This window comes from Lactobacillus sp. UMNPBX15, assembly GCF_002553785.1.
Classification (GTDB): Bacteria; Bacillota; Bacilli; order Lactobacillales; family Lactobacillaceae; genus Lactobacillus; species Lactobacillus crispatus.
In genome coordinates this window covers 1-19,345 of sequence record NZ_PCYV01000023.1, presented here as the reverse complement: position 1 = coordinate 19,345, position 19,345 = coordinate 1, and the positions used below count along the sequence as shown (strand labels likewise).

22 protein-coding genes are annotated in these 19,345 nt (G+C 36.7%); 12 read left to right on the top strand and 10 right to left on the bottom strand.

The genetic code is table 11. The features are described from left to right. Nucleotide 1: 1 nt before the first annotated feature. From CP366_RS06645 to CP366_RS06620, 6 genes are all read left to right on the top strand, one after another. Nucleotides 2-1,045 (top strand): Rep family protein, encoded by a 1,044-nt coding sequence (locus CP366_RS06645; protein ID WP_089147880.1) that lies wholly within the window; start codon nucleotides 2-4, stop codon nucleotides 1,043-1,045. 46 nt (nucleotides 1,046-1,091) lie between these two features. Then, complete coding sequence (locus CP366_RS06640) at nucleotides 1,092-1,286, top strand: hypothetical protein (protein WP_089147881.1); 195 nt, start codon at nucleotides 1,092-1,094, stop codon at nucleotides 1,284-1,286. Between the two features lie 72 nt (nucleotides 1,287-1,358). Next, nucleotides 1,359-2,561, top strand: coding sequence for a site-specific integrase (locus CP366_RS06635; protein ID WP_089146850.1), 1,203 nt, complete (start codon nucleotides 1,359-1,361; stop codon nucleotides 2,559-2,561). A 274-nt stretch (nucleotides 2,562-2,835) separates the two neighbouring features. Beyond that, complete coding sequence (locus tag CP366_RS06630; RefSeq protein ID WP_057727028.1) at nucleotides 2,836-3,072, top strand: hypothetical protein; 237 nt, start codon at nucleotides 2,836-2,838, stop codon at nucleotides 3,070-3,072. Nucleotides 3,073-3,217: 145 nt separating this feature from the next. Further along, entirely contained in the window at nucleotides 3,218-4,285 is a 1,068-nt protein-coding gene (locus CP366_RS06625; RefSeq protein ID WP_089145483.1) for a peptidase, read from the top strand. Nucleotides 4,286-4,383: 98 nt separating this feature from the next. Further along, nucleotides 4,384-5,157 (top strand): putative ABC transporter permease, encoded by a 774-nt coding sequence (locus CP366_RS06620; protein WP_089147882.1) that lies wholly within the window; start codon nucleotides 4,384-4,386, stop codon nucleotides 5,155-5,157. A 67-nt stretch (nucleotides 5,158-5,224) separates the two neighbouring features. Here CP366_RS06620 and CP366_RS06615 read toward each other — a convergent pair whose 3' ends face one another. The 6 genes from CP366_RS06615 to CP366_RS06590 form a co-directional block, all read right to left on the bottom strand. Beyond that, nucleotides 5,225-5,785: a cob(I)yrinic acid a,c-diamide adenosyltransferase gene (locus tag CP366_RS06615; RefSeq protein ID WP_089143333.1), complete on the bottom strand. Its 561-nt coding sequence runs from the start codon at nucleotides 5,783-5,785 to the stop codon at nucleotides 5,225-5,227. Next, nucleotides 5,778-6,317, bottom strand: coding sequence for an ECF transporter S component (locus CP366_RS06610; protein WP_023487847.1), 540 nt, complete (start codon nucleotides 6,315-6,317; stop codon nucleotides 5,778-5,780). Before CP366_RS06610 ends, CP366_RS06615 begins: the two co-directional genes overlap by 8 nt. A 1-nt stretch (nucleotide 6,318) precedes the next feature. Then, nucleotides 6,319-6,702 carry a DUF4430 domain-containing protein gene (locus tag CP366_RS06605; RefSeq protein ID WP_023487848.1) on the bottom strand — a complete coding sequence of 128 codons (384 nt, stop codon included), beginning with the start codon at nucleotides 6,700-6,702 and terminating at the stop codon, nucleotides 6,319-6,321. 18 nt (nucleotides 6,703-6,720) lie between these two features. After that, nucleotides 6,721-7,110: a DUF4430 domain-containing protein gene (locus tag CP366_RS06600; protein ID WP_089143335.1), complete on the bottom strand. Its 390-nt coding sequence runs from the start codon at nucleotides 7,108-7,110 to the stop codon at nucleotides 6,721-6,723. Nucleotides 7,111-7,139: 29 nt separating this feature from the next. Beyond that, the gene (nrdJ, locus tag CP366_RS06595; RefSeq protein ID WP_089147883.1) at nucleotides 7,140-9,371 is read right to left on the bottom strand and encodes a ribonucleoside-triphosphate reductase, adenosylcobalamin-dependent; all 2,232 of its coding nucleotides are present in this window, start codon (nucleotides 9,369-9,371) and stop codon (nucleotides 7,140-7,142) included. 274 nt (nucleotides 9,372-9,645) lie between these two features. Then, on the bottom strand, nucleotides 9,646-11,406 hold the full coding sequence (locus CP366_RS06590) for an oligopeptide ABC transporter substrate-binding protein (RefSeq protein WP_089147884.1): 1,761 nt from the start codon (nucleotides 11,404-11,406) through the stop codon (nucleotides 9,646-9,648). Nucleotides 11,407-11,602: 196 nt separating this feature from the next. Here CP366_RS06590 and CP366_RS06585 point away from each other — a divergent pair, with 196 nt between their 5' ends. Continuing rightward, on the top strand, nucleotides 11,603-12,637 hold the full coding sequence (locus CP366_RS06585; RefSeq protein ID WP_089145841.1) for an AI-2E family transporter: 1,035 nt from the start codon (nucleotides 11,603-11,605) through the stop codon (nucleotides 12,635-12,637). Next, the gene (locus CP366_RS06580) at nucleotides 12,638-13,210 is read left to right on the top strand and encodes an SGNH/GDSL hydrolase family protein (RefSeq protein ID WP_089147885.1); all 573 of its coding nucleotides are present in this window, start codon (nucleotides 12,638-12,640) and stop codon (nucleotides 13,208-13,210) included. Nucleotides 13,211-13,243: 33 nt separating this feature from the next. On the opposite strand, the gene CP366_RS06575 is transcribed toward CP366_RS06580, so the two are convergent. After that, the gene (locus CP366_RS06575) at nucleotides 13,244-13,426 is read right to left on the bottom strand and encodes a hypothetical protein (RefSeq protein ID WP_013085612.1); all 183 of its coding nucleotides are present in this window, start codon (nucleotides 13,424-13,426) and stop codon (nucleotides 13,244-13,246) included. A gap of 183 nt (nucleotides 13,427-13,609) precedes the next feature. Here CP366_RS06575 and CP366_RS06570 point away from each other — a divergent pair, with 183 nt between their 5' ends. Further along, nucleotides 13,610-14,944, top strand: coding sequence for an SLC45 family MFS transporter (locus CP366_RS06570; RefSeq protein ID WP_005720622.1), 1,335 nt, complete (start codon nucleotides 13,610-13,612; stop codon nucleotides 14,942-14,944). Between the two features lie 37 nt (nucleotides 14,945-14,981). Here CP366_RS06570 and CP366_RS06565 read toward each other — a convergent pair whose 3' ends face one another. Next, the gene (locus CP366_RS06565; RefSeq protein ID WP_065991045.1) at nucleotides 14,982-15,458 is read right to left on the bottom strand and encodes a hypothetical protein; all 477 of its coding nucleotides are present in this window, start codon (nucleotides 15,456-15,458) and stop codon (nucleotides 14,982-14,984) included. Further along, a complete protein-coding gene (locus CP366_RS06560; protein ID WP_089143327.1) occupies nucleotides 15,442-15,795 on the bottom strand; it encodes a helix-turn-helix domain-containing protein in 354 nt (117 codons plus the stop codon). Before CP366_RS06560 ends, CP366_RS06565 begins: the two co-directional genes overlap by 17 nt. A gap of 331 nt (nucleotides 15,796-16,126) precedes the next feature. Between CP366_RS06560 and CP366_RS06555 the strand changes: the two genes are divergently transcribed. The 3 genes from CP366_RS06555 (at nucleotide 16,127) to CP366_RS06545 (ending at nucleotide 18,419) form a co-directional block, all read left to right on the top strand. After that, entirely contained in the window at nucleotides 16,127-16,444 is a 318-nt protein-coding gene (locus tag CP366_RS06555) for a helveticin (RefSeq protein WP_065991043.1), read from the top strand. 30 nt (nucleotides 16,445-16,474) lie between these two features. Continuing rightward, nucleotides 16,475-17,416 (top strand): helveticin J family class III bacteriocin, encoded by a 942-nt coding sequence (locus CP366_RS06550; protein WP_081307170.1) that lies wholly within the window; start codon nucleotides 16,475-16,477, stop codon nucleotides 17,414-17,416. 97 nt (nucleotides 17,417-17,513) lie between these two features. Next, nucleotides 17,514-18,419 (top strand): SLAP domain-containing protein, encoded by a 906-nt coding sequence (locus CP366_RS06545; protein WP_089143324.1) that lies wholly within the window; start codon nucleotides 17,514-17,516, stop codon nucleotides 18,417-18,419. Nucleotides 18,420-18,531: 112 nt separating this feature from the next. Here the strand turns inward: CP366_RS06545 and CP366_RS06540 are convergent, their stop codons facing one another. Continuing rightward, nucleotides 18,532-18,885, bottom strand: coding sequence for a hypothetical protein (locus tag CP366_RS06540; protein WP_202401258.1), 354 nt, complete (start codon nucleotides 18,883-18,885; stop codon nucleotides 18,532-18,534). Nucleotides 18,886-19,345: the final 460 nt, after the last annotated feature.

Sequence of the window (19,345 nt, the reverse complement as noted above, 5' to 3'; positions counted from 1 at the left end):
CATGAAGAAAGAGCCAAGAGCGCGCCAATTCATGTACGTGCAAGACTTAGATCATCTCAAAGTAAAAGAAGATGATTTAAGCGATATTTTGAACAAATCAGGAGCGCTGGAATGGGTCTATATTAATCATGATAAAGACCCAAAAAAAGATGAAGATGGTAAGATCATCAGGCCTCATATTCATGTGGTATTAAAGTATGAAAACCCGCAAAAGGTCAGTACTGTAGCGAATCTCTTTAAAGACCAATCTCAATATGTAGATGTGTGGAAAGGCAGAATTGCCAATGCTTACTCTTACTTACTTCACGAAACGGAAGAAGCACGAGAGCAAGGGAAACACGTTTACAAGGCAAGTGAGGCTGTAGCTTCTTTCGATTTTCCAGCGAGAATGAAGAGTATCAGAGCCAAGATTACTAAAAGCCCTAAGTACATTTCTTCTTTGGTCGATCAGTATGCAGAAGGTAAATTAACTTATGACGAGTTGGAACAACTAATTGGAGTTTCACAACTTGCTAGACGTAAAAAGTTAATTGATCAGATTACTGAACTTCGAGCAGAAAAAGAGCATGAAAAATGGCTTAAAGATTTCAAAGGTAAGAGAATGAAAGTCTTATGGCTGTATGGTGTAGCAGGTGTAGGTAAGACTCGTTTTGCAGAATATCTTTTGAGAAATAAGAAGTATGCAATTCTCGGTAGTAGCCGTGACTATTTTCAAGACTATAATGGTGAACATTACATAATTTTAAATGACTTGAGACCACGCGACTTTAATTATTCAGACTTACTTAGAATTCTTGATCCTTATCAACACGATAAGGCTGCGCCAAGTCGCTATCATGATAAGAAGTTAAATGCTGAGGAAATTATCATTACAACACCTTATTCACCAGATGATTTCTACAAGTATATTTTCGTTGATGATCGGAGAGTGGATACGGTCGAGCAACTTTTAAGACGTATTCAACCGCTTCGTATTACTAAACACTTCATTAAAAAGCGCCTAAAAACAAAAAAATCTAAGCAAGACGATCAAGAAAATGCTTAGACTTTTATAAATATTTTTCCAACTGAATTATAGGTGATAATACGAAATGAATCAATTGATTTTAAACGGTAAGGAACTACGTGAAGCGTTAAATATCAGCACTACAGCTTTTTATAAGTTTAGAAGAGCTGGTATGCCTTATCATCAGTTTCCAAGTAGCAGGGCCTACTACATTTTAGATGAAGTAAAAACTTGGTTAAGTAAATCAGGTTATCATCAAGAAACCACGTGGACTAAGTAGCCGTGAGAGCGTAGAATAATGGGTGAACCAAAATTCTACGCTCTTTTTTTGTAAAAAGAAAAGGGCAGTAAAATGATTAAAAAAGTAGAAAAAGGCAAACATGTTGGTCAATGGAAAGTGAGAATACAACCAGTTGATAAAATAACTGGCAAGCGGCTTAGTTTCCCTGTTAAATATGTTGATTCGAAGAAAGAAGCGGTAAAACTAGAGCGAGAATTATGGGCTGAGTATGAAAATGGCTTAAATCCTAGTGATGGAACTGCTATTTTTGCGGATGAATTTCAAAAGTATGTTGATAGAAGAGCAAAAACAATTAGTCCTGTTACTCTTAAAGCCTGGCAAGGTTCAGCAGATGACTTTAAAACATATTTTGGTAAAGCTAAGATAAATCAGATTACGACAGCTTTAGTATCAGAGTATGCACATAAATATGTAGATGAACACCATGCTACTGTAAGTAAATCTTCAACAATTGCTAAACGATTAATTCACATGCGTAACTTCTTTAAAACTATAGTAGGAAAGACGATCAAAGAAAATCCTGTTCCTGAGGGTGCACTAAAGCTTTTCTTTAAGCAAAGTGATTTCACTGTTCCACAAGAATGGTATATTTTTTCGTCTGATCAATTGGAAAGTATTAGAAATTTAATTTTTAAAGATTTGCAGCATGCTTCTGTTATGAATTGGAGTAGCAAGCTGGCAATTTTAATTGAAAGTTATACTGGTATGAGAGTTAGTGAAGTGCAGGCGTTAAAGTTCAATAATGTTGTTTTTGAAGATTCTGCTTGGACTTTTAGAATTAACAATAGTTGGTCTGACTATGAAAAAAGCTTTACTGGAGCGCTAAAAGCACGCCCTAAAGGCTATTCACGAACGGTATTACCTGTTCCTCAAAAGTTAATTATTCTTCTACAGAAGTTTAAAAATAAGCAAGAAGACTTTTTGAAGAAACACGACTTAGACAATCCTTTGGATTTGGTTTTCATTAATATTCATGATTATAAAGCGTCCGCAACTGATCAGCCAGTTAATCAAAGAAGTATTAATGAAATGCTTAAAAACATTTGCGATCGTTTGAATATTAAAGCTGATGGTAAGTTGTTAAGTATGTATTCATTTAGACATACCATTTGTACTAATTTAGCTAATACACCTGGCATGTCGTATCCTTGGGCAGCCGAGAAAATGGGTCACTCGTTACAAATGTTTATGAATACCTATGTTGGAATCGATCCAAATATGAACCAACAAATGAATAAATTATGGGTAAGTTAACCCCATGAACACGTTATGAACACCATTTAGATTTAGTGTTTTGGAAACGTTGATATTAAAGGAATCGATGACTAGAACCCGTGCGCCTCTAGTCAGCATAACAAATGTGTTAGACATGGTTTAAAAGCCATGTCTTTTTTGTGCAATAAAAAAGACTCGTAACAGTAATTTGCTACAATTCTTTATATGATTTGGTTTTAGGAATGTTTGCTAAATTTTTCCATTATCAGCTGTTGGTGAGATGGCCAGCCTAGCCTTTTTATTGGTGTATGCCATGGTTAACTTAGGCCACTTGCGCATTGCAGGGCAAACTGGGGCCAAGCGCTGGATTTTGATTTGCTCTGTTGTATTGAATCTAGCTTTGTTTGCTTTGTTGTTTATTCAGACAATTCTCAACCACGAAACTTTAACTTGGATTTCAGTAATTGCTTTGTTAATTATTAGTTTTTTAGTTGAACTTGCTTGGCGAAAAAAGAATAAACGCAACCTGCATTGGTTAGGAAAAAAATAGTAATTTATGATACAAAAAGTCGACTTTTGTTCCACTTATTGGGTACAAAAGTCGACTTTTTGTTTTTTTCGTTGTCAAAACAATATCTTTAATATTTTAATTCAGATATACTCTCTTTGATCAAGTTTGAAGTGAGGGAAAATGAATGAAAAAGTTATTGATCGGAAGCGCAGTCTTAGCAGCCTTATTAATTAAAGAAAATATCGCAGTAAATGCGGCAATAGAGCAAAACGAAACAACGCCTAAGATTGCAGTTACTGACAAAAAAGAGAAGCCAAAAGACCAGTCTGATAATAGTTTGGCAGGTCATTATGACCAAGAGACAAATTTTATTACCTGGGAAATAAGGCTGAATCCCAAGAAAGAAAAATATACTGGTGATTTGAAGTTGGAAAATTTAATTCCAGAAGGCTTAGTTCTAGATCCAGATACGATTGAAGTAATTAAGAATGATAATTTTATTCAAAATTCTAGTTTAGTTAAATTGAAGAAAAACAAATTAACAGCTGAATTTCCTGCTAAGAAGTATTCAGAGAGCACAATTTTGATTAAGTATCGAACCAAGGTGGAAGCAGAGCCTAATGAGCCTAATTATCTTCGGGTGAGTCAGTCCTTTACTTTGGGCGATAATCGAGTTCAAGAATACGAGCAAGAAATTAAATACGATCGAAGTAATAAGAATTTTAACATTGAAGCGCCACATAAATCTACGTTTAGAGATGATAATCAAATTTCGTTAATTAAAAAATCTAAAAATAATGAAGAACGCTCTGAAGATTGGCTTAAACGTCTAGCAGAGCTGATTATTAATAAAAAAGAAACTACTTCAGATAAAGGAAGTGAAAAAGTTCAAGGACAGGTCAAAGATCAAAAGCAGCAAGCTTCCCCAGAAAATACAAACCTTTCACGCACTCCAACTGTCAAAGGCTTGACTGGTTTTGATACTAAGGCTAACGAGGTAAAATCCACGGCTAAAATAGATTCTGATTCAGTAAAAACTACTCTAGATAAAGACGAGATTAAGGACAATGCAAGTACTATCTCGCCTAAGTCGCAAAAACACGATACTCATGTCACACTCCCTAAAAGTGACACATCAGAAACTAAGGCAAAATTACCTAAAGCTGGTGAAACTGCCGGTGTTATGCTCAGCGTATTGGGCATAATTTTAATAATTGCAGGGTGGACAGTTCGAACAAAATTCTTAAAATAATCTATATTTGTACTAAAATACGGATTTTCAATAGCCAAAATAGACTCTTTCACGTATTATTGAGATAGATAAACTTGTATCATGAAAGAGAAACAAACATGCCGTACACTATTTCAGAAATTATTGTTTTATTTTTTACTTATTCAGTTATCGGCTGGCTTTGGGAAACCTTTTATTGTTCGATCAAAGACCACCATTATGATTATCGGGGATTTCTGTTTGGTCCTTACTGCCCCGTGTATGGGTTCGCCGTTACTACAATTTTAATTTGTACCAAAGACGTGCGAGATAACCTGCTCCTTTTATTTATAGTAGGGACTATCGTTGCCACTATTTTCGAATTTGTGGCTAGTTGGCTATTAGAGACAATCTTTCGCATGAAGCTTTGGGATTATTCAAAATTATGGGGTAACATTCAAGGTCGAGTGGCCCCAATGATTTCATTATTTTGGGGCGTTGGTGTAGTTTTATTAGTAAAATTTATTCAGCCAATCATTCAGAAGCTCATTAATAATGAAGAAAAGATAACTCATGGCTGGCTAGCTGTGGGTATTACCATTGTTATGGGTATTGACTTAGTATTAACAGTAATCAGTGTCGAGAGATTCCATACTACAACTAAGATGTGGGATGTGCATATTGACCACTTTATTGAGCGAGTTAGAACTAAAGTAGAAAGTCATATGCCTGAGAAAGGAAAATTGCGGGTTGGTGATTGGCACCACTCAGTGATGCAGCACTATGATGAATTACAACCGCAACGATTAAGCTGGAATCATAAGCGCTACTTGAAGAGCTTTCCAAAATTAAAAGTTACTGATGCTCCTAAGTTCATGGAAATTAAGAAAGAAGTCTTGAAGAAAGAAAGCTAACTAACATAATCTTATTTTGTGGGATTGAAAAAAGTCGGATGATCATATTAGGTCATCCGACTTTTTCTTATCCATTAATTCTATTTGGTTCACGTTTTTTACTTTTTATTTCGATGTAGTTATCTAAAACGTTGGCATAGCGTCCAAGGGTGAAAAGGTAATCAGATAATCGATTGATGTATTTTAATACGTCATCTGATAATTCCTGTTCATTTAAACTTAATTTGACCAATGCCCGTTCGGTGCGTCGAGCGACTGTCCTGGCATACTGAAGATTGGCACCAGTGGCTTTACCACCTGGCAGAATAAATTCAGGAATGGAAGGAATTTGGGGCGTTAGTTGATCAATGCGATGTTCGAGTTGCTGCACTGTTTCATGGGTGATTTCTTGATGATGCTTTACCACGATATCAGCTTGTAATTGGTAAAGGTTGCGTTGTACGTCTTGCAGCTCATCTTTAAGTTGCAGACAGTTTTTAGATAAGTTAGCAATTACTACACCTAAGTAGGATTGCAATTCATCTACGTCACCTAGAGCTTCAATTTGGAGGTCATATTTAGGCACCATTTTGCCAGTAACTTGCTTAGTTAAACCTTTGTCACCAACTTTAGTGTAAATTTTAATCATAGCTGATTCCTGCTTTTCGTTTGTAATTGTTTAGGGCAAGAGTCAATGGTTTGTACAAAACAAAATAGAAACCAAAATTGCCCAGACAATGGTAAGTATCAAATAAGAAACTTCCCGCAACATAACCTAAAAAGGATGACCAGCCACCCCAAATTGACATGCCGAAATTGATCAACAAGCCATATACGTAACCCAGAAGGGTAGCTACGATAACTTGCATCCAGAAGTGTTGCTTTAGTGGGGTGGTTTTGTCAAGTAGGATTACTACTAAAACACAACCAACATAAGCCATAATCTGGGGGATAGTCCAAATTCCAAAGCCTAGATAAATATTGGACAAGATCATGGTCAATGCGGATAGGGCAAAGCCAAAGCCAGCACCCATTGTTAGGGTCACAATCATAATCATATCAGTTACGGGCTGTACGTTAGGGATATCGATGATTTTAAAAATTCTGAGTGTTACACACATAGCAACCAAAATCGCTAGGAGTGCTAAAGATCGAATCTGAACTCTTTCTTTGGTAAGCATTTTACTTGATCCCGGCTAGCTTCCAGACAACACGGTCGTTTCTATGCAATGGTTGTTGGTATGCTCCTTTAGAAGCATACTTGCCGTTAATGGTGTAAGTCCAGTAGATATTCTTACTCTTATTTTGGCTTCTGCCAGCAATACTAGTAACAAAGCCATTAGTGCTTTTAACGTGCCAACCTTTTTTCAAACCGGTGATCACTTTAGCATTTTTCTTAACCTTAAAACTCTTGTGTGAGAAAGCCTTGTTGCCCTTCTTTAAGGTGTAATGAACTTTAATGTAAGAAGCAGCTTGGACGTTGCTGGTTGGTGCAACGCCAGTGAAAAGTAGGCTAACAAATACGGCACCGGTAGTAGTTAAGCTTAATAATTTTGTTTTAGTCATTTGTTTTTCTCCTTATGATTATTTCATTTTAGCTAAAGTAAATTTAACTTTATCTTTGTTATTAACAGTTTGTTCATTAGCGCCTTTAGAGGCAAACTTATTGTTAATTGTGTAGGTCCAATAAATCTTTTTCTTAGGATTTTGAGTTTTGCCGTCAATTGCAGTGATAAAGCCTTTGGTTTCCTTAACTTTCCAGGCCTTTTTTAAACCAGCAATTACTTTAGCTTTTTTAGGAACTTTTATGGTTTTCTTATCAAAGGTCTTTTTACCTTCTTTTAAAGTGTAATTAACCGAAATTTGGTTAGTTGTGCTTTTTTTAGTAGCTGAATTATTATTTGAGCATGCAGTTAAGGCTAACGTAAAGAAAGTAATAATTGCAAAAAATAGATTAATTTTACGTTTACTCATACTCTTCAATTCCATTCCTCCAAATAAATTTATTTAATTGGGCAGGCGCCACCAGCACAATCTGATTGGTCGACTAGCTCTAGTCCTTTTTGATCATCATTTTGCTTAGCAAAAACTTTTTCAACATCATCAGTAATCAATGCGGCTCTAGCCTCGTAAGTCTGCTTGTCAATTGGTTCCTTCGGAGCTTGTTTAAGTGAGCCACCGTAATAAGGAAGAAGTGAAGTTGACTTAATAATATGGCGATATTGGTAAAGTAGTGGGGCAATTTGATCACTTTCATCGCTTTGGAAAGTAACGGTACAACTAACAGCATTGTCGGACCAATAAGTTTGCAAAAATGCTTGTGTCGCAAATTGTTCCGCGATGGAAACAGTGCCGGCTGAGGCAAAGTTTTTGCTGTCGGCGTGAGCTGCACGAAGTGGAAATTCAACACAGATTGTATTTGGTGTGTAAATATCTGGTTCAGTGTGGTAGCCACATTCTTTTAAGGCTGGCAAAAGTGGGTCGCTAGCTTGGAAACGAATCCGTTGAATCAAGTAACCAGCATAGTGGAAGTGCATTCCTTCGCTGACTCCAGCCAATTTCGCTACCGTACCTGAAGGTTTAACTGTGGTGTGCTTAATTGATTCATTGCAGCCTAATTCCTTGCTGTAGGTCTTGTCTGCGTCAACTACAGCTTGGTAAAGGCTGTCAACCATCTTAACCGCTTGAGGGTCATAGATTGGCTTCTTGATCTTTTGCCCATTTTCTTGATCAACTGCATCCTCAAAGCCAGTTACAACTCTGTGACCGAGATCATTTAAAAGCCAGTCTTGAATTCCTGACATTGAAACCCCGATTCGGCGATTTTTATGGATGATTTCGCGTGAAATTTCCCAATCATAGGGACTGAAGGTAACTCGCTTGGTGTAGCGAGCAGCTAAGCCAAAGGCTTCCTTGAGGTCCCAGCCTTCTTGTTCCGCTACATAAGGGAAGACCTCAAACAAATTACATGGTTCACCATTAGCTAGAGAAATCTCACCACAAGGGTTGGTGCCTTCAACGCTGTCGTCAATGCCGGCCTGATAACCATCAGCGATTCGGCCATAATTGCGTGAAAGATCAAGATTGACGATTCCTGGTTCACCGTTATGCAAAATTCCGTCAGCAATTGGGCCATAATTATTAAATTTAGAGTTAATTGCGACACTGTTGTTAGAAGCCCAGCGGTGATGATAAAGTTTTTCCTTATCTTGCTTCATCTTAATAAAGTCTTGATTATCGCTAGAGCCAAGAGCAAGTTCAGCAGAGCGACGGACATTGCCTGCAACAACTGTTTTACCAATCAAGTTACAAATATCAGTGCCGTCAACGGCAGTAAGCTTACTATTAACGCGAGCATTGATAACGTTGTTGATATCAATAAGCATCTCAACTAAAGGCATTGGGCCTGAAGCCGTACCACCGAAGCCATGGATCTTAGCACCATATGGACGAATGTCAGAGATATCGAGTGCTAATTTGATTTTGTGGTCTGGATTAGTGGCGTTAAAGTGCATGTCGATTAAACGGGCATTAGCTAAGACCCAACCTTCACGGGTGTCAGGCAGTTTGTAATAAATTGTGTCGTCAGGTACACTTTGCTTTTCCCATTCGTCTTTGTCGATGGCACCGACCTTGAGGGATGCCTCGTAAGATGGACTCTTTTTGTCGATGATTACGGCTAAATCCACTTTATTGTCGACGGAAGGAATTTGAGCGATATTTTCGTTGACCACTGAAAAACCAACACCGCCGCCCTTCATTAATTGGTCAAATAAGAAGGAGAAAGGCATTGAAACGGCTTTTTGCTCAGGATTAAGATAAGCAGGCACAATGTGGCTATCGCCGTATTTTTGTGGGCGAATTGCAATGAACCAGCAGTTATTTAAGGAATCACCGTTCCGCTTTTGATAATCAGTACCTGAAATCCAAAGATTACGACCAGACGGAGTAGCAGCTAAGCCATAGACTAAACGAAATAGTTTTTGTGCTTCATTAGTTAACTCCGTAATTACTTCTGCAGAAGGATTATCATGCAAGCGCGGATCAAGGTTAATATTACCTTCAATAACTCGTTTGACAGTTTCATCCCAATTCTCAGCTCTATTTTGGTCAGGAAGCCAGCGGGCATAAGTTCTCTTGTAGGTAACCCAACCTAATTCTCCCCAATGAGGTTTAACTTCTTGTTTCACTGAATCGATAAAGTCAGGATCCAGCTTAATTCTTGTGGTAGGCATAAAAAACTCACTCCTAAAAGTTACTATTGTTTCACAAAACACATTATCTGTGAATACATTTATGATAATACCACAATATGTTGTGTTATGTATTAAAAATTTTTCACATAAAAGGGACTTGCATTCTACAATTTAGGTTAGTAATAGGGGTTGAGAAAAATAAAAAAATATTCAGCAACAAATTTGCTACTGAATATTTTGAGATTAATTGATAGGGGTTAAAAAGTAAATTTTATTTGTTATAGAAAATATAGAAAAAGGATTGTTCAAGAAATTATTTTACGAAACCTGCAGTGAACCAAGTGTTGGCACTAGGCTTAAGTGACCAGCCAGTGACCTTCTTGTTAACAGCAGTGACTGAGTATTGGTTGGTAGTTGGCACAACGTATGCTTCATCATACATCCACTTCTGCCACTTCTTGAAGGCATTAGCACGGTAAGTAGGATTGAAGGCCTTCTCTGAGTCGATATCAGCCAAAAGCTTAGTTTGCTTAGGTGAAACGAAACGAGCAAAGTTGTATGGTGCAGCTTCATTGTAAAGGTCGTTAGGGGATGGTTCACTTGAAAGTGACCAACCACCTTCGAAGACGTCGATTCTTGGATCGTCAGATTGGACAGCTTGTACCCAGTTGTTGAATTCCATTAGACGGCCGCCGACAAATTTAACATCCAAACCAACTTTCTTCCATTGTTGGATGTAGTTTCTCCAAACAGGTTCAGCGGTAGTTGAGTTGTTTCTAACAGCCAAGTTAATTACTAACTTCTTGCCGTTAGGTTGAACTCTGTATTCACCCTTCTTCTTGTAGCCGGCTTTATCCAATAATTCGTTAGCCTTCTTCAAGTTGTATGGGTAACCCTTGATTGACTTGTCAGTATAATCACCAAATTGTTCAGGGATCAAAGTGTTAACGCGGAAGGCCAAGCCGTGGTAGTAACGTTTAGCGACTGCATCAACGTTCATTGCATAAGCCATAGCTTTACGTAATGATGGATTATTCATCTTAGAATTCTTGTTTTCAACGTTTTTGCCAGCCTTTTTGTCCCATTTACCTACCTTAAAGCCTAAGTAGCTATAAGATAGAGGCACTTTGCCGATAAAGTTAGTGTCAGTGGCATTCTTAACATCTTCCCATTGGGTATTAACGACACCAGCTACGTCGAACTTGTGACTCTTGATGGCTTGAGTAACTGAGTTGGTACCGATGACTGTCATGGATACCTTTTCCAAGTTTGGTGTACCACGCCAGTAATGCGGGTTACGTTCCCAAGTGACAGATTGACCACGAACAAGCTTGCTTACGCGGAATGGGCCGTAGAAGAGTGGTTGTTTTCTAACCTTGTCACTAGACATCAACTTGGAGAATGGTACGTCCTTTAAGTAATGGTAAGGTTCAGCGTATTCCCAGAAGTAACCGTTACCTGATTGAAGCATACCAGGCTTCATTTGTTTAAAGTGAATTACGACCTTGCGGCCATTTTCGCCATCAGGCATCTCAATACCAGAAATCTTCTTGCTCTTGCCTTCGTGATATTCTGCTAAACCAACAATGTCGGCAAGAGAATCGGTATAACGTTGTGACTTGGAGTCTTTATTAGCAATAATTTCATAAGCGTATTCCACGTCTTTAGCATTAACTTGCTTGCCGTCTGACCACTTAACACCCTTCTTAACCTCGATAGTTACGGTCTTGGCTTTACGGTCAAGCTTAAAGGTAGCAGCACCTTTATTGTTAATCTTGTATTGATCGTTGACTGAGAATAACCCTTCTTGTCCTGGTTCTGCAACTTGGGAGTCGGTATCAGTATCAGATAATTCTGGCAAGAAAATACCAGTGAAGGGACTATCTGACTCGATAGCGTAATTTAAGGTCCCACCTTTTTTAACACTTTTCACAGGAACAGTTTGACTGAACTTGTGATGTGTATCTGCCGCATCATTAGTCTTGGCATTCTTATTATTACCACAGGCAACTAAACTTAAAGCTGCCCCAGAAACAAGTGCTAATGCACCAAAATATCGTTTTGCTTTACTCATTCAAAAAGCACCTCCAAATAAATTAAAAATATTTTAGTTTTATTCTATGATATTAAAATGAAAAAAGCAATAGAAAAATTAATAAAAATGTGAAAAATATTATTTTTAAATTATTTTTGAAGCTAAGATTAGTTTTCTTTCTTGGCTAATTAGGCATAAAATAAGGAAATAACAGCTTTTTATGTTGGAGGAAAATATGGATACAGCCTGGGAAAAATTTAAAAATAATATTCCATTACGTCGGTTTGTGGTACTGCTATTAATTATTGCCTGCCTTTATGAAATACGAGCAATGATGAACACAGTATTATTAACTTTTATTTTTACTTATGTGATCGTGCATTTAATTCATCTAGTGCAGCGGTATTTTCCTAAAATACCAACAGGTCTAATTGTTGCGGTAACATATCTAATTATCTTGGCGCTGCTTTATTTCGTGGTTACCATTTATTTGCCCATGTTAGTTGGCCAAATATCTAAAATGGTAAAGTCAGTGATGGCGTTTTATGAATCAAATGAATCATCGCGCTTAGCCAGCCATGTAACGCGTTATATCAGTAAAGGTGAGATTGTTACGCAGGCAAAGCGAGTTGGGACTTTTGCTCTGCATACGGTGACCAATTTTGGTAGTTTAACAATTGCTACCTTTATGTCCTTGATTTTAAGTTTCTTCTATACGATTGAATTAGATAGAATGATTGAATTTTCAAAGTTATTTGTTAAAAGTGGTTACTTTAAATGGCTTTTTGAAGATATTCGCTATTTTGGTAAAAAGTTTACCAATACTTTTGGTGTCGTTTTAGAGGCGCAATTCTTTATTGCCATTTGTAATACGGCCTTGACGATGATTGGTCTGGCATTTATGCATATGCCGCAAATTATTGCCTTAGGCTTAATGGTCTTTATTTTAAGTTTAGTGCCAGTAGCTGGTGTGATCATTTCTTTAATTCCATTAAGTATTATCGGCTATTCTGTTGGTGGCATTCGTTATGTGATTTATATCTTCATTATGATCATGATTATTCATGCAATTGAGGCCTATGTGTTGAATCCCAAATTTATGGCTAGCAAGACTGAATTACCAATTTTCTATACTTTTTTAGTTTTGTTAGTAGCTGAACACTTCTGGGGTACTTGGGGCCTGATTGTCGGTGTGCCGATCTTCACTTTCTTGCTTGATGTCTTAGGGATTAAATCGGCGAAGAAAAGTAAAAAGAAAGCGAGTAAATAATTGAGAGTACTTTTGACAGGTGATAGCATTATTGCACGCCAGGAAGGAAAAAATGAACCGCACCTTAATTGGAATTTACAACAGCTTTTGCCTGAGATTGAACTAGAAAATACGGCTGTTTCGGGAATTAATTCTGGGGCATTTTTTGCCAAATTAAATGAATTAGTACTAAGCGTAAAGCAGTGCGATAATTTGGTGATCTTGCTGGGAACCAATGATTTGGCTATGCACAAACAAGTGCCAGCAAGGCAATTTAAGCAAAATATGGAAATTATTTCCTCGGCAATAGTTTGTCAATATTACCCACCACATGTTCTGCTTGTTTCGCCGCCAGCTGTTGATGAAACTAAGCAACGTGTACGGAATAATACGTTAGTAGCGGAATATGCTCAGATCGTGAAAGAAGTAGCACATGAGTATCATTTTCGTTATGCAGATCTGGCACAAGCTATGCGGGATACTGGCGATTTAAGCGAGATTTGTCAAGGAGTAAAAAACGATGGACTTCATTTTGGTGATCGTGGCTATGAGATTTTAGGAAAACTAATCGCTGAAAATTTGAAACAAATGTAAAAAGGACCGCAATTTGCGGTCCTTTATTTTTCGCTATTTTAATGTTGCCCAAAGCAAGCTTCCAGCTAGCGCAATGGCCAAGAACGGAATGAGCAAATAGGCAAAAAAGAAAAACATAATTCCTACGACTAGTAAAAAGCCGATAACTTTAATGAGGCCAATTCCTAATTTAAAGAATAGCCAGAGTAAGAGTAATGTTAATAATAAAGAAAGCATATTAATACCTCCATAAATCTATGAGAGTATTTTACTACCAAATTGGACGAATAGAATAGTAGGAAGATTAATGCTTTAGAAAAATTTAGTTACCGGTAACAAGATAAATCATATTGAAAGCTCTTTCTGTAACCGCTATATTTTAACTATTGAAAGCGATTTAAGAAACGAGAGGAAAAATAAATGGAGGAGAAAAAAACTGGGTTACCTACGCTAGCTAGTACGACAATTTGGATGATTAGTTTGGGGTATTTGGGTGTGCAAATCGCCTTTACTTTGGAAACATCACAGATGAGTCGAATCTTCCAAACATTGGGTGCTGATCCGACAAAATTAGGCTGGTTCTTTATTTTACCGCCGTTAGCTGGATTGGTAGTGCAACCTGGAATTGGATCATTATCCGATCGAACTTGGATTCCTAAGATTGGACGGCGTTTGCCATATTTATTAGTCGGTATGATCTTTGCCGTAATTACTATGATTTTGTTACCAAATGTTGGTAGTTTTGGTCTAGGCTATGGTTCAATTGAGGCTCTAATATTTGGTGCTGTTGCAATCGCGATATTAGACGTGGCATCGAACATGGCAATGCAACCATTTAAAATGATGATTGGTGACATGGTCAATGATGAACAAAAGTCATATGCCTATGGGATTCAAAGCATGTTGTCCAACTTTGGTGCTGTTATTGCCGCATTTTTCCCGTTCTTATTAACTAGTTTGGGTGTTGCTAATACAGCTAAAAAGGGTGTGGTACCACAATCAGTAATTATTTCATTTTATGTTGGTGCTGCCGTTTTAGTCATTACATCATTGTTCACGATATTCAGAGTACATGAATATGATCCAGAAACCTACGCTCGTTATCATGGAATTAAAGAATCTGATAATCAAGAAGGCGGTGGTTGGATTGAACTGCTTAAGAAGGCGCCAAAAGTCTTCTGGCAAGTGTCATTAGTTCAGTTCTTCTGCTGGATTTCTTTCCAATATTTATCAACTTACGCTACTGGTGCTATTGCACAAAATGTTTGGAATACGACCAATGCCTCCTCTGCAGGCTACCAGATTGCTGGTAACTGGTTTGGTGTTTTAACTGCTGTACAATCAATTGCGGCAGTAGTTTGGTCATATGTTTTAGCGAAGGTTCCAAATAATCACCACAAGCTAGGTTACGGTATCAGTTTGCTACTAGGTGGAGTAGGATATACTTCAATCTTCTTGATTCATTCTCAGGGGTTTTTAATTCTATCCTTCATTTTAATTGGCATCAGTTGGGCTGGTATGAATACTTATCCATTGACGATGGTATCTAATGCTTTATCAGGTAAACACATGGGAACATACTTAGGTTTGTTCAATTGCTCAATCTGCTTACCTCAAATTGTGGCATCACTGCTCAGCTTCATGATTTTCCCAATGGTGGGTAACTCCATGCCAGCAATGATGTTGATTACTGGTATTTCAGGCTTCTTAGGCGCTTTATCAGTTTTAGCAATTAAGGAAACTTACGTAAAATAGCATATCTTCTCATTAAAAAACACACTACAATGTGCAATTATGCATGTAGTGTGTTTTGTGATTTATCTATGTAGAAAAATTCGCCTTCGTCTTTGAACATTTTGTAGGTTTCTTTGATCATTCTTTCAGGGATTGCATAAGATTGGACGAATGCAATTGGGTCATAGAAATTATCTTCTTGTCCGCAAGAGTATTGATAGATCAGATGCAATCCATAAATATCGGCATCTCTTTCTTCGTCATCAAGGCCGCCATAATCAAGACAACAATTATATTGTTTTAAGTTGGGCCTGCCATCCATGATATGCCCAATTTCATGAGCAATTGTAAATGGTACTTCCGGTGAATGGTGGTGCCAATTCATGTTGATACAGATTTCTCGCTCATTTTTAAATGAAAGAGAGGGATTATTGGGATCTGATTCAAAAAAGACGTAACCAATATCATGCTCATAAGCATAATTAAATAAATACGTGATTAGTTGATTTTTTCTATAGTTATTGTCCACTGCCATGTTTTCTAGCTTCTCTCTGTTTGATGTCTCTCTTCATGAGCTCTCGAACCATGTCAAGATATTCTTTAGGAACAGGATGACCATAGTATGAATAGGGTACCTCATCTTCCAAATTCACAGTGTCCTGCAAACGTGGAGCAGGGTCATCGGTAATGCCACTTAAATAGTCTATTGATGTATGCAAAACCTTAGCAACTGCACCTAAGGCCATAATACCAGGTTTTCTGGTTTTCCAATTGTAGATACTTCTTTTGCCTAGTCCAGCTTTGTCATTTACTTCTAGTAAAGACATTTTTCTTTTTTTTGCTAATTCTTTTGTACGCTCAAACTCAATCATGACGATGGTTTCTTCACTTTCTAAATAAAAAAGTATGCTAAAAAGCATATTTTTACTTGACATAGTATTCGTATAAGCATATTATATGAACTGTCAACAAGTTAAAAACAATCTAATGACCAGAAAAATTCTGTGTGGTAGTGGAATCAATGGCACTAGTCTGTTTTTTATACCTTTATTGTAGTATATTGACGTATTTTGGTCAATGACTAATATGTCAATACTTAAATTAAGCCTGCTTGTTGAACATTATCAAACAGAGGTGAAGTCCAATGGACATTCGTTAACCCCCTCTGATCATTTGATCAAAAGAGAGGTGATTTATTTAATCATGGATATTCATGATTACGTTGAGCTGATTACTCTTGCTTTATGGGTAGTTAGCGTAGTAGGTATTGGCATCTTGAGCAGGGTTCATTTCAAGAACAAGCGCTTAGAGCGATTCCGTGATACTGCAGATAGCTTGATGAAAAGCTATGTACGCTTATACGATAAGGAAAATCTTTCTGACGAGCAAAAGATTAATCGTGTTGGCAATGCAGTAGTGAATAGTCTTGATGCAAAAGGCTTCAAGCTAAACAGGCAGGAAGTACAGGACATCTTTGCGGAAGTAGCTAAGCAGATGAATGAGCAAACTCAGGATAAGTAGTAATTTTTAAATTTTTTCGGAGGTTTTATTATGGTTGATATTAGTTTAAAGAGTCGTTTGTATGCACCATTTGCTAGAGTAGTGCAAAAGGCAAATATTGGACATACCTACACTTACGTTTTGCAAATGTATAAGAATAATACTTATGTTAGTCGGGCAAAGAACGGGGCAAGTATTAGTTCTCCTACACCTGGACTAACACTAGTTGGCAGAACTGGAGCAGAAATCAAAGCTGGCAAAAATAAATATGCAGCTGGTGGTCATACCCAAACCTGGGAGTATGCAGGCCCCACCGGCGATGGGAGCTGGTTTATTGGGACTAAGCCTAATGATGATCGTTGGACTACTCAGATCGCTCGTGTTAAATATAATTCTGGTCGCGTATCTAATAATACTCAAATGGCTAGAATTTCTAATCTGGTTGAAATTACTAATGGTGATTGGCATGGAAAGCATATTAAAAGAGTAGAAGCAGCAGTTTCGCCTAACTATAAATATTTGATGATTGCAACGGTATGGACTGATAATAGCGGACACTTTGGTTTATATGAATTACCTAAGGTGAATGCGTTGTTGAATGGTAATCCAGGTGGTAATGTCACTGTGTCTGAACTAAAGCAATGTCAAGCTGGCGAAGTTATTGATATTGATAATTTTGTAGGTAGGATTGGTTCAATTCAAGGATATGATATTGATGATGACTTGAATGTTTATGTTTCTAGTCAATATGATCCTACACATGCTGATAGCAATAAAAGAAAAATTGTAAAGTTTAGTTGGGAGCAACCAGGAGCATTGAATACCCTTGATTTAACAGGTGATACACGTCTTAATCAAAATTTTGCAGGATATCCAACTGAACTTGAAGGAATTCAAGTAATTGGCAATAATGACCTATATCTTACTGTTGCATATCACAATAAAAATGGTGTAGGAACTATTGGTAATCAGATTTTTCGAGTTAAATGGTAAATATTGAATTGAATGGCGGAGGTTTTTTCCTTCGCTATTTTGATGATTACGTAATATAATAATCATATTAGCAATCAAAAAAACGAAGGGACATACTATGAAAGTATTAAAATTGGGAACAATAATGACTTTAGGGGGAATATTGTTCTCTCTAACAAATTTTGTTGTTCACGCAGATTCTAAAGAAAACACCACTGAAGTAACGTTGAATCATAATACATATCTTTATAATAAAAAAGGGAGTAGAGTTAAAGATTCGAAAAAACTATTAAAAGATGAAAGTGTATCAGTTAAAGGAAAGATACAAAAACTGAGTAAAAATAAAAAATATTACACTATTTACAATTATCAAAGATATTGGCTGCCGTATATTTTAATTAAAGGCCAAGCTTATTACACTACGGTAAAAGGTAAATTTATTAAAGTGGCTAATGTTGGTAAGATCAATAATTCAGAATTGATAGCTACTTCAGGATATGTTGTAACTAAAAAGAATACTGTTTTCTATAATGCTAATGGGAATGCTACTAAGAATAAAGTGAAAAAAGGTAGCAAATTTAAAGTAACTGCGCTTTTGAATCTTAAGCCACAAGTAGCCGATATGCCTGGTTTTTATCAGGTTTCCAAAAATAAGTTTTTGTATTCTCTAGATGTAAACAAACCTAGAATAGATTTACAGTTTTTAACTAAAGAAGCAAAAGAAAACAAAACTACATATGTGAATTTACTTAAGAATACTTATATTAGACAAGCAGATGGTACAATTAGATCAAAGGTTACTGTGGGATATATGCCAGATAGTTGGAAAGTAGATAACCTGAAATACATTTGGGTTTCGACTGACAATAAAGCTGAGCTGTTTTATCACATTGTTTCTAGTGATCCATGGGAGCAGACTAGAGATGGATATATTAGTGCAGAAGCTGTTAAGGTTACAGCTGGCCCTGAATTAACCCCATCAAATACTGATGCAGAAGCTGAGGCAGCTGCACAAAAGAAATAAACATTATTGCTTAAAATATTAAACCAAGCAAAAAAGAGAATCCTGTTCCGTTGAGCAGGGTTCTCTTTTTGGATATTCATTAGTAAATTGTTTATTTTTTGATCTAGAAGAATTAGTCTTTTACAACATCCTTAATGTTCAACCATTGGCTCTTGTTGATCTTAACGATCTTCTTGCCATCAGCCTTTTTGACATCTTTGGCAGTGTAGGTTGAACCCATAGAAACTTTTTGAGTAGTTTTGTGACCTTGAGCATTCAAAACGTTAACTTTTTGATTTTTGGTGTCTTTAACAGTAACAAAAATCTTGTCACCCTTCTTGATTGAAGGATCGGTTGGCATAACTTGTGCAGTTCCAAGCTTAGGAGCTTCAAAACTAGCAGCTTGACTAACTGAAGCACCAACGCTCATTAAACCCATTGAAGCAACAACAACTGAAACAACCTTAACCATTTTCTTTGATAACATAATGAATACCTCTAATTCTAATCACTTATCTACTGGAACTTCTCGTTCCTCATTCCTTACAATTCTTATTATATAACGTACGTTATATAATACAAGGAAAAAAGCACATTTTTTAGAAAAATATTTTTGCTGGGTAAATGTTGCTAGAATAACGTTTTACGGAATTTCGTAAAAAGGGCAGAAAAAAACAGCTATTCATTTTGAATAACTGCGGAGATTTTTGGTATAAGTCCCTTAACGATGACCTCGGCTCTTATTATAATAAGAAAATCCGCAAATTCACAGTGTTCATATAGTAAGAAATAATTAACTAAATTAGATCATATTATTAGTCTTGATGTAATAATATGATCTTTTTATTTTCTTTTCGCCTATTTATTGAATACATATGATATAATATTAGTTAAGTCATGTGGTGATAAGTCAATGTAAATTGTAAATTTTATTTTTAATTAGTTTG

Bases quoted from the DNA above. Each gene is read 5' to 3' on its own strand.
- CP366_RS06610 (WP_023487847.1), bottom strand. From the start codon at position 6,317: ATGCTTACCAAAGAAAGAGTTCAGATTCGATCTTTAGCACTCCTAGCG.
- CP366_RS06560 (WP_089143327.1), bottom strand. From the start codon at position 15,795: ATGATTGAGTTTGAGCGTACAAAAGAATTAGCAAAAAAAAGAAAAATG.
- CP366_RS06640 (WP_089147881.1), top strand. From the start codon at position 1,092: ATGAATCAATTGATTTTAAACGGTAAGGAACTACGTGAAGCGTTAAAT.
- CP366_RS06605 (WP_023487848.1), bottom strand. From the start codon at position 6,702: ATGACTAAAACAAAATTATTAAGCTTAACTACTACCGGTGCCGTATTT.
- CP366_RS06615 (WP_089143333.1), bottom strand. From the start codon at position 5,785: ATGATTAAAATTTACACTAAAGTTGGTGACAAAGGTTTAACTAAGCAA.
- CP366_RS06570 (WP_005720622.1), top strand. From the start codon at position 13,610: ATGGAGGAGAAAAAAACTGGGTTACCTACGCTAGCTAGTACGACAATT.
- CP366_RS06635 (WP_089146850.1), top strand. From the start codon at position 1,359: ATGATTAAAAAAGTAGAAAAAGGCAAACATGTTGGTCAATGGAAAGTG.
- CP366_RS06600 (WP_089143335.1), bottom strand. From the start codon at position 7,110: ATGAGTAAACGTAAAATTAATCTATTTTTTGCAATTATTACTTTCTTT.
- CP366_RS06620 (WP_089147882.1), top strand. From the start codon at position 4,384: ATGCCGTACACTATTTCAGAAATTATTGTTTTATTTTTTACTTATTCA.
- CP366_RS06585 (WP_089145841.1), top strand. From the start codon at position 11,603: ATGGATACAGCCTGGGAAAAATTTAAAAATAATATTCCATTACGTCGG.
- CP366_RS06555 (WP_065991043.1), top strand. From the start codon at position 16,127: ATGGATATTCATGATTACGTTGAGCTGATTACTCTTGCTTTATGGGTA.
- CP366_RS06565 (WP_065991045.1), bottom strand. From the start codon at position 15,458: ATGGCAGTGGACAATAACTATAGAAAAAATCAACTAATCACGTATTTA.
- CP366_RS06540 (WP_202401258.1), bottom strand. From the start codon at position 18,885: ATGTTATCAAAGAAAATGGTTAAGGTTGTTTCAGTTGTTGTTGCTTCA.
- nrdJ (WP_089147883.1), bottom strand. From the start codon at position 9,371: ATGCCTACCACAAGAATTAAGCTGGATCCTGACTTTATCGATTCAGTG.
- CP366_RS06645 (WP_089147880.1), top strand. From the start codon at position 2: ATGAAGAAAGAGCCAAGAGCGCGCCAATTCATGTACGTGCAAGACTTA.
- CP366_RS06590 (WP_089147884.1), bottom strand. From the start codon at position 11,406: ATGAGTAAAGCAAAACGATATTTTGGTGCATTAGCACTTGTTTCTGGG.
- CP366_RS06630 (WP_057727028.1), top strand. From the start codon at position 2,836: ATGGTTAACTTAGGCCACTTGCGCATTGCAGGGCAAACTGGGGCCAAG.
- CP366_RS06545 (WP_089143324.1), top strand. From the start codon at position 17,514: ATGAAAGTATTAAAATTGGGAACAATAATGACTTTAGGGGGAATATTG.
- CP366_RS06575 (WP_013085612.1), bottom strand. From the start codon at position 13,426: ATGCTTTCTTTATTATTAACATTACTCTTACTCTGGCTATTCTTTAAA.
- CP366_RS06550 (WP_081307170.1), top strand. From the start codon at position 16,475: ATGGTTGATATTAGTTTAAAGAGTCGTTTGTATGCACCATTTGCTAGA.
- CP366_RS06625 (WP_089145483.1), top strand. From the start codon at position 3,218: ATGAAAAAGTTATTGATCGGAAGCGCAGTCTTAGCAGCCTTATTAATT.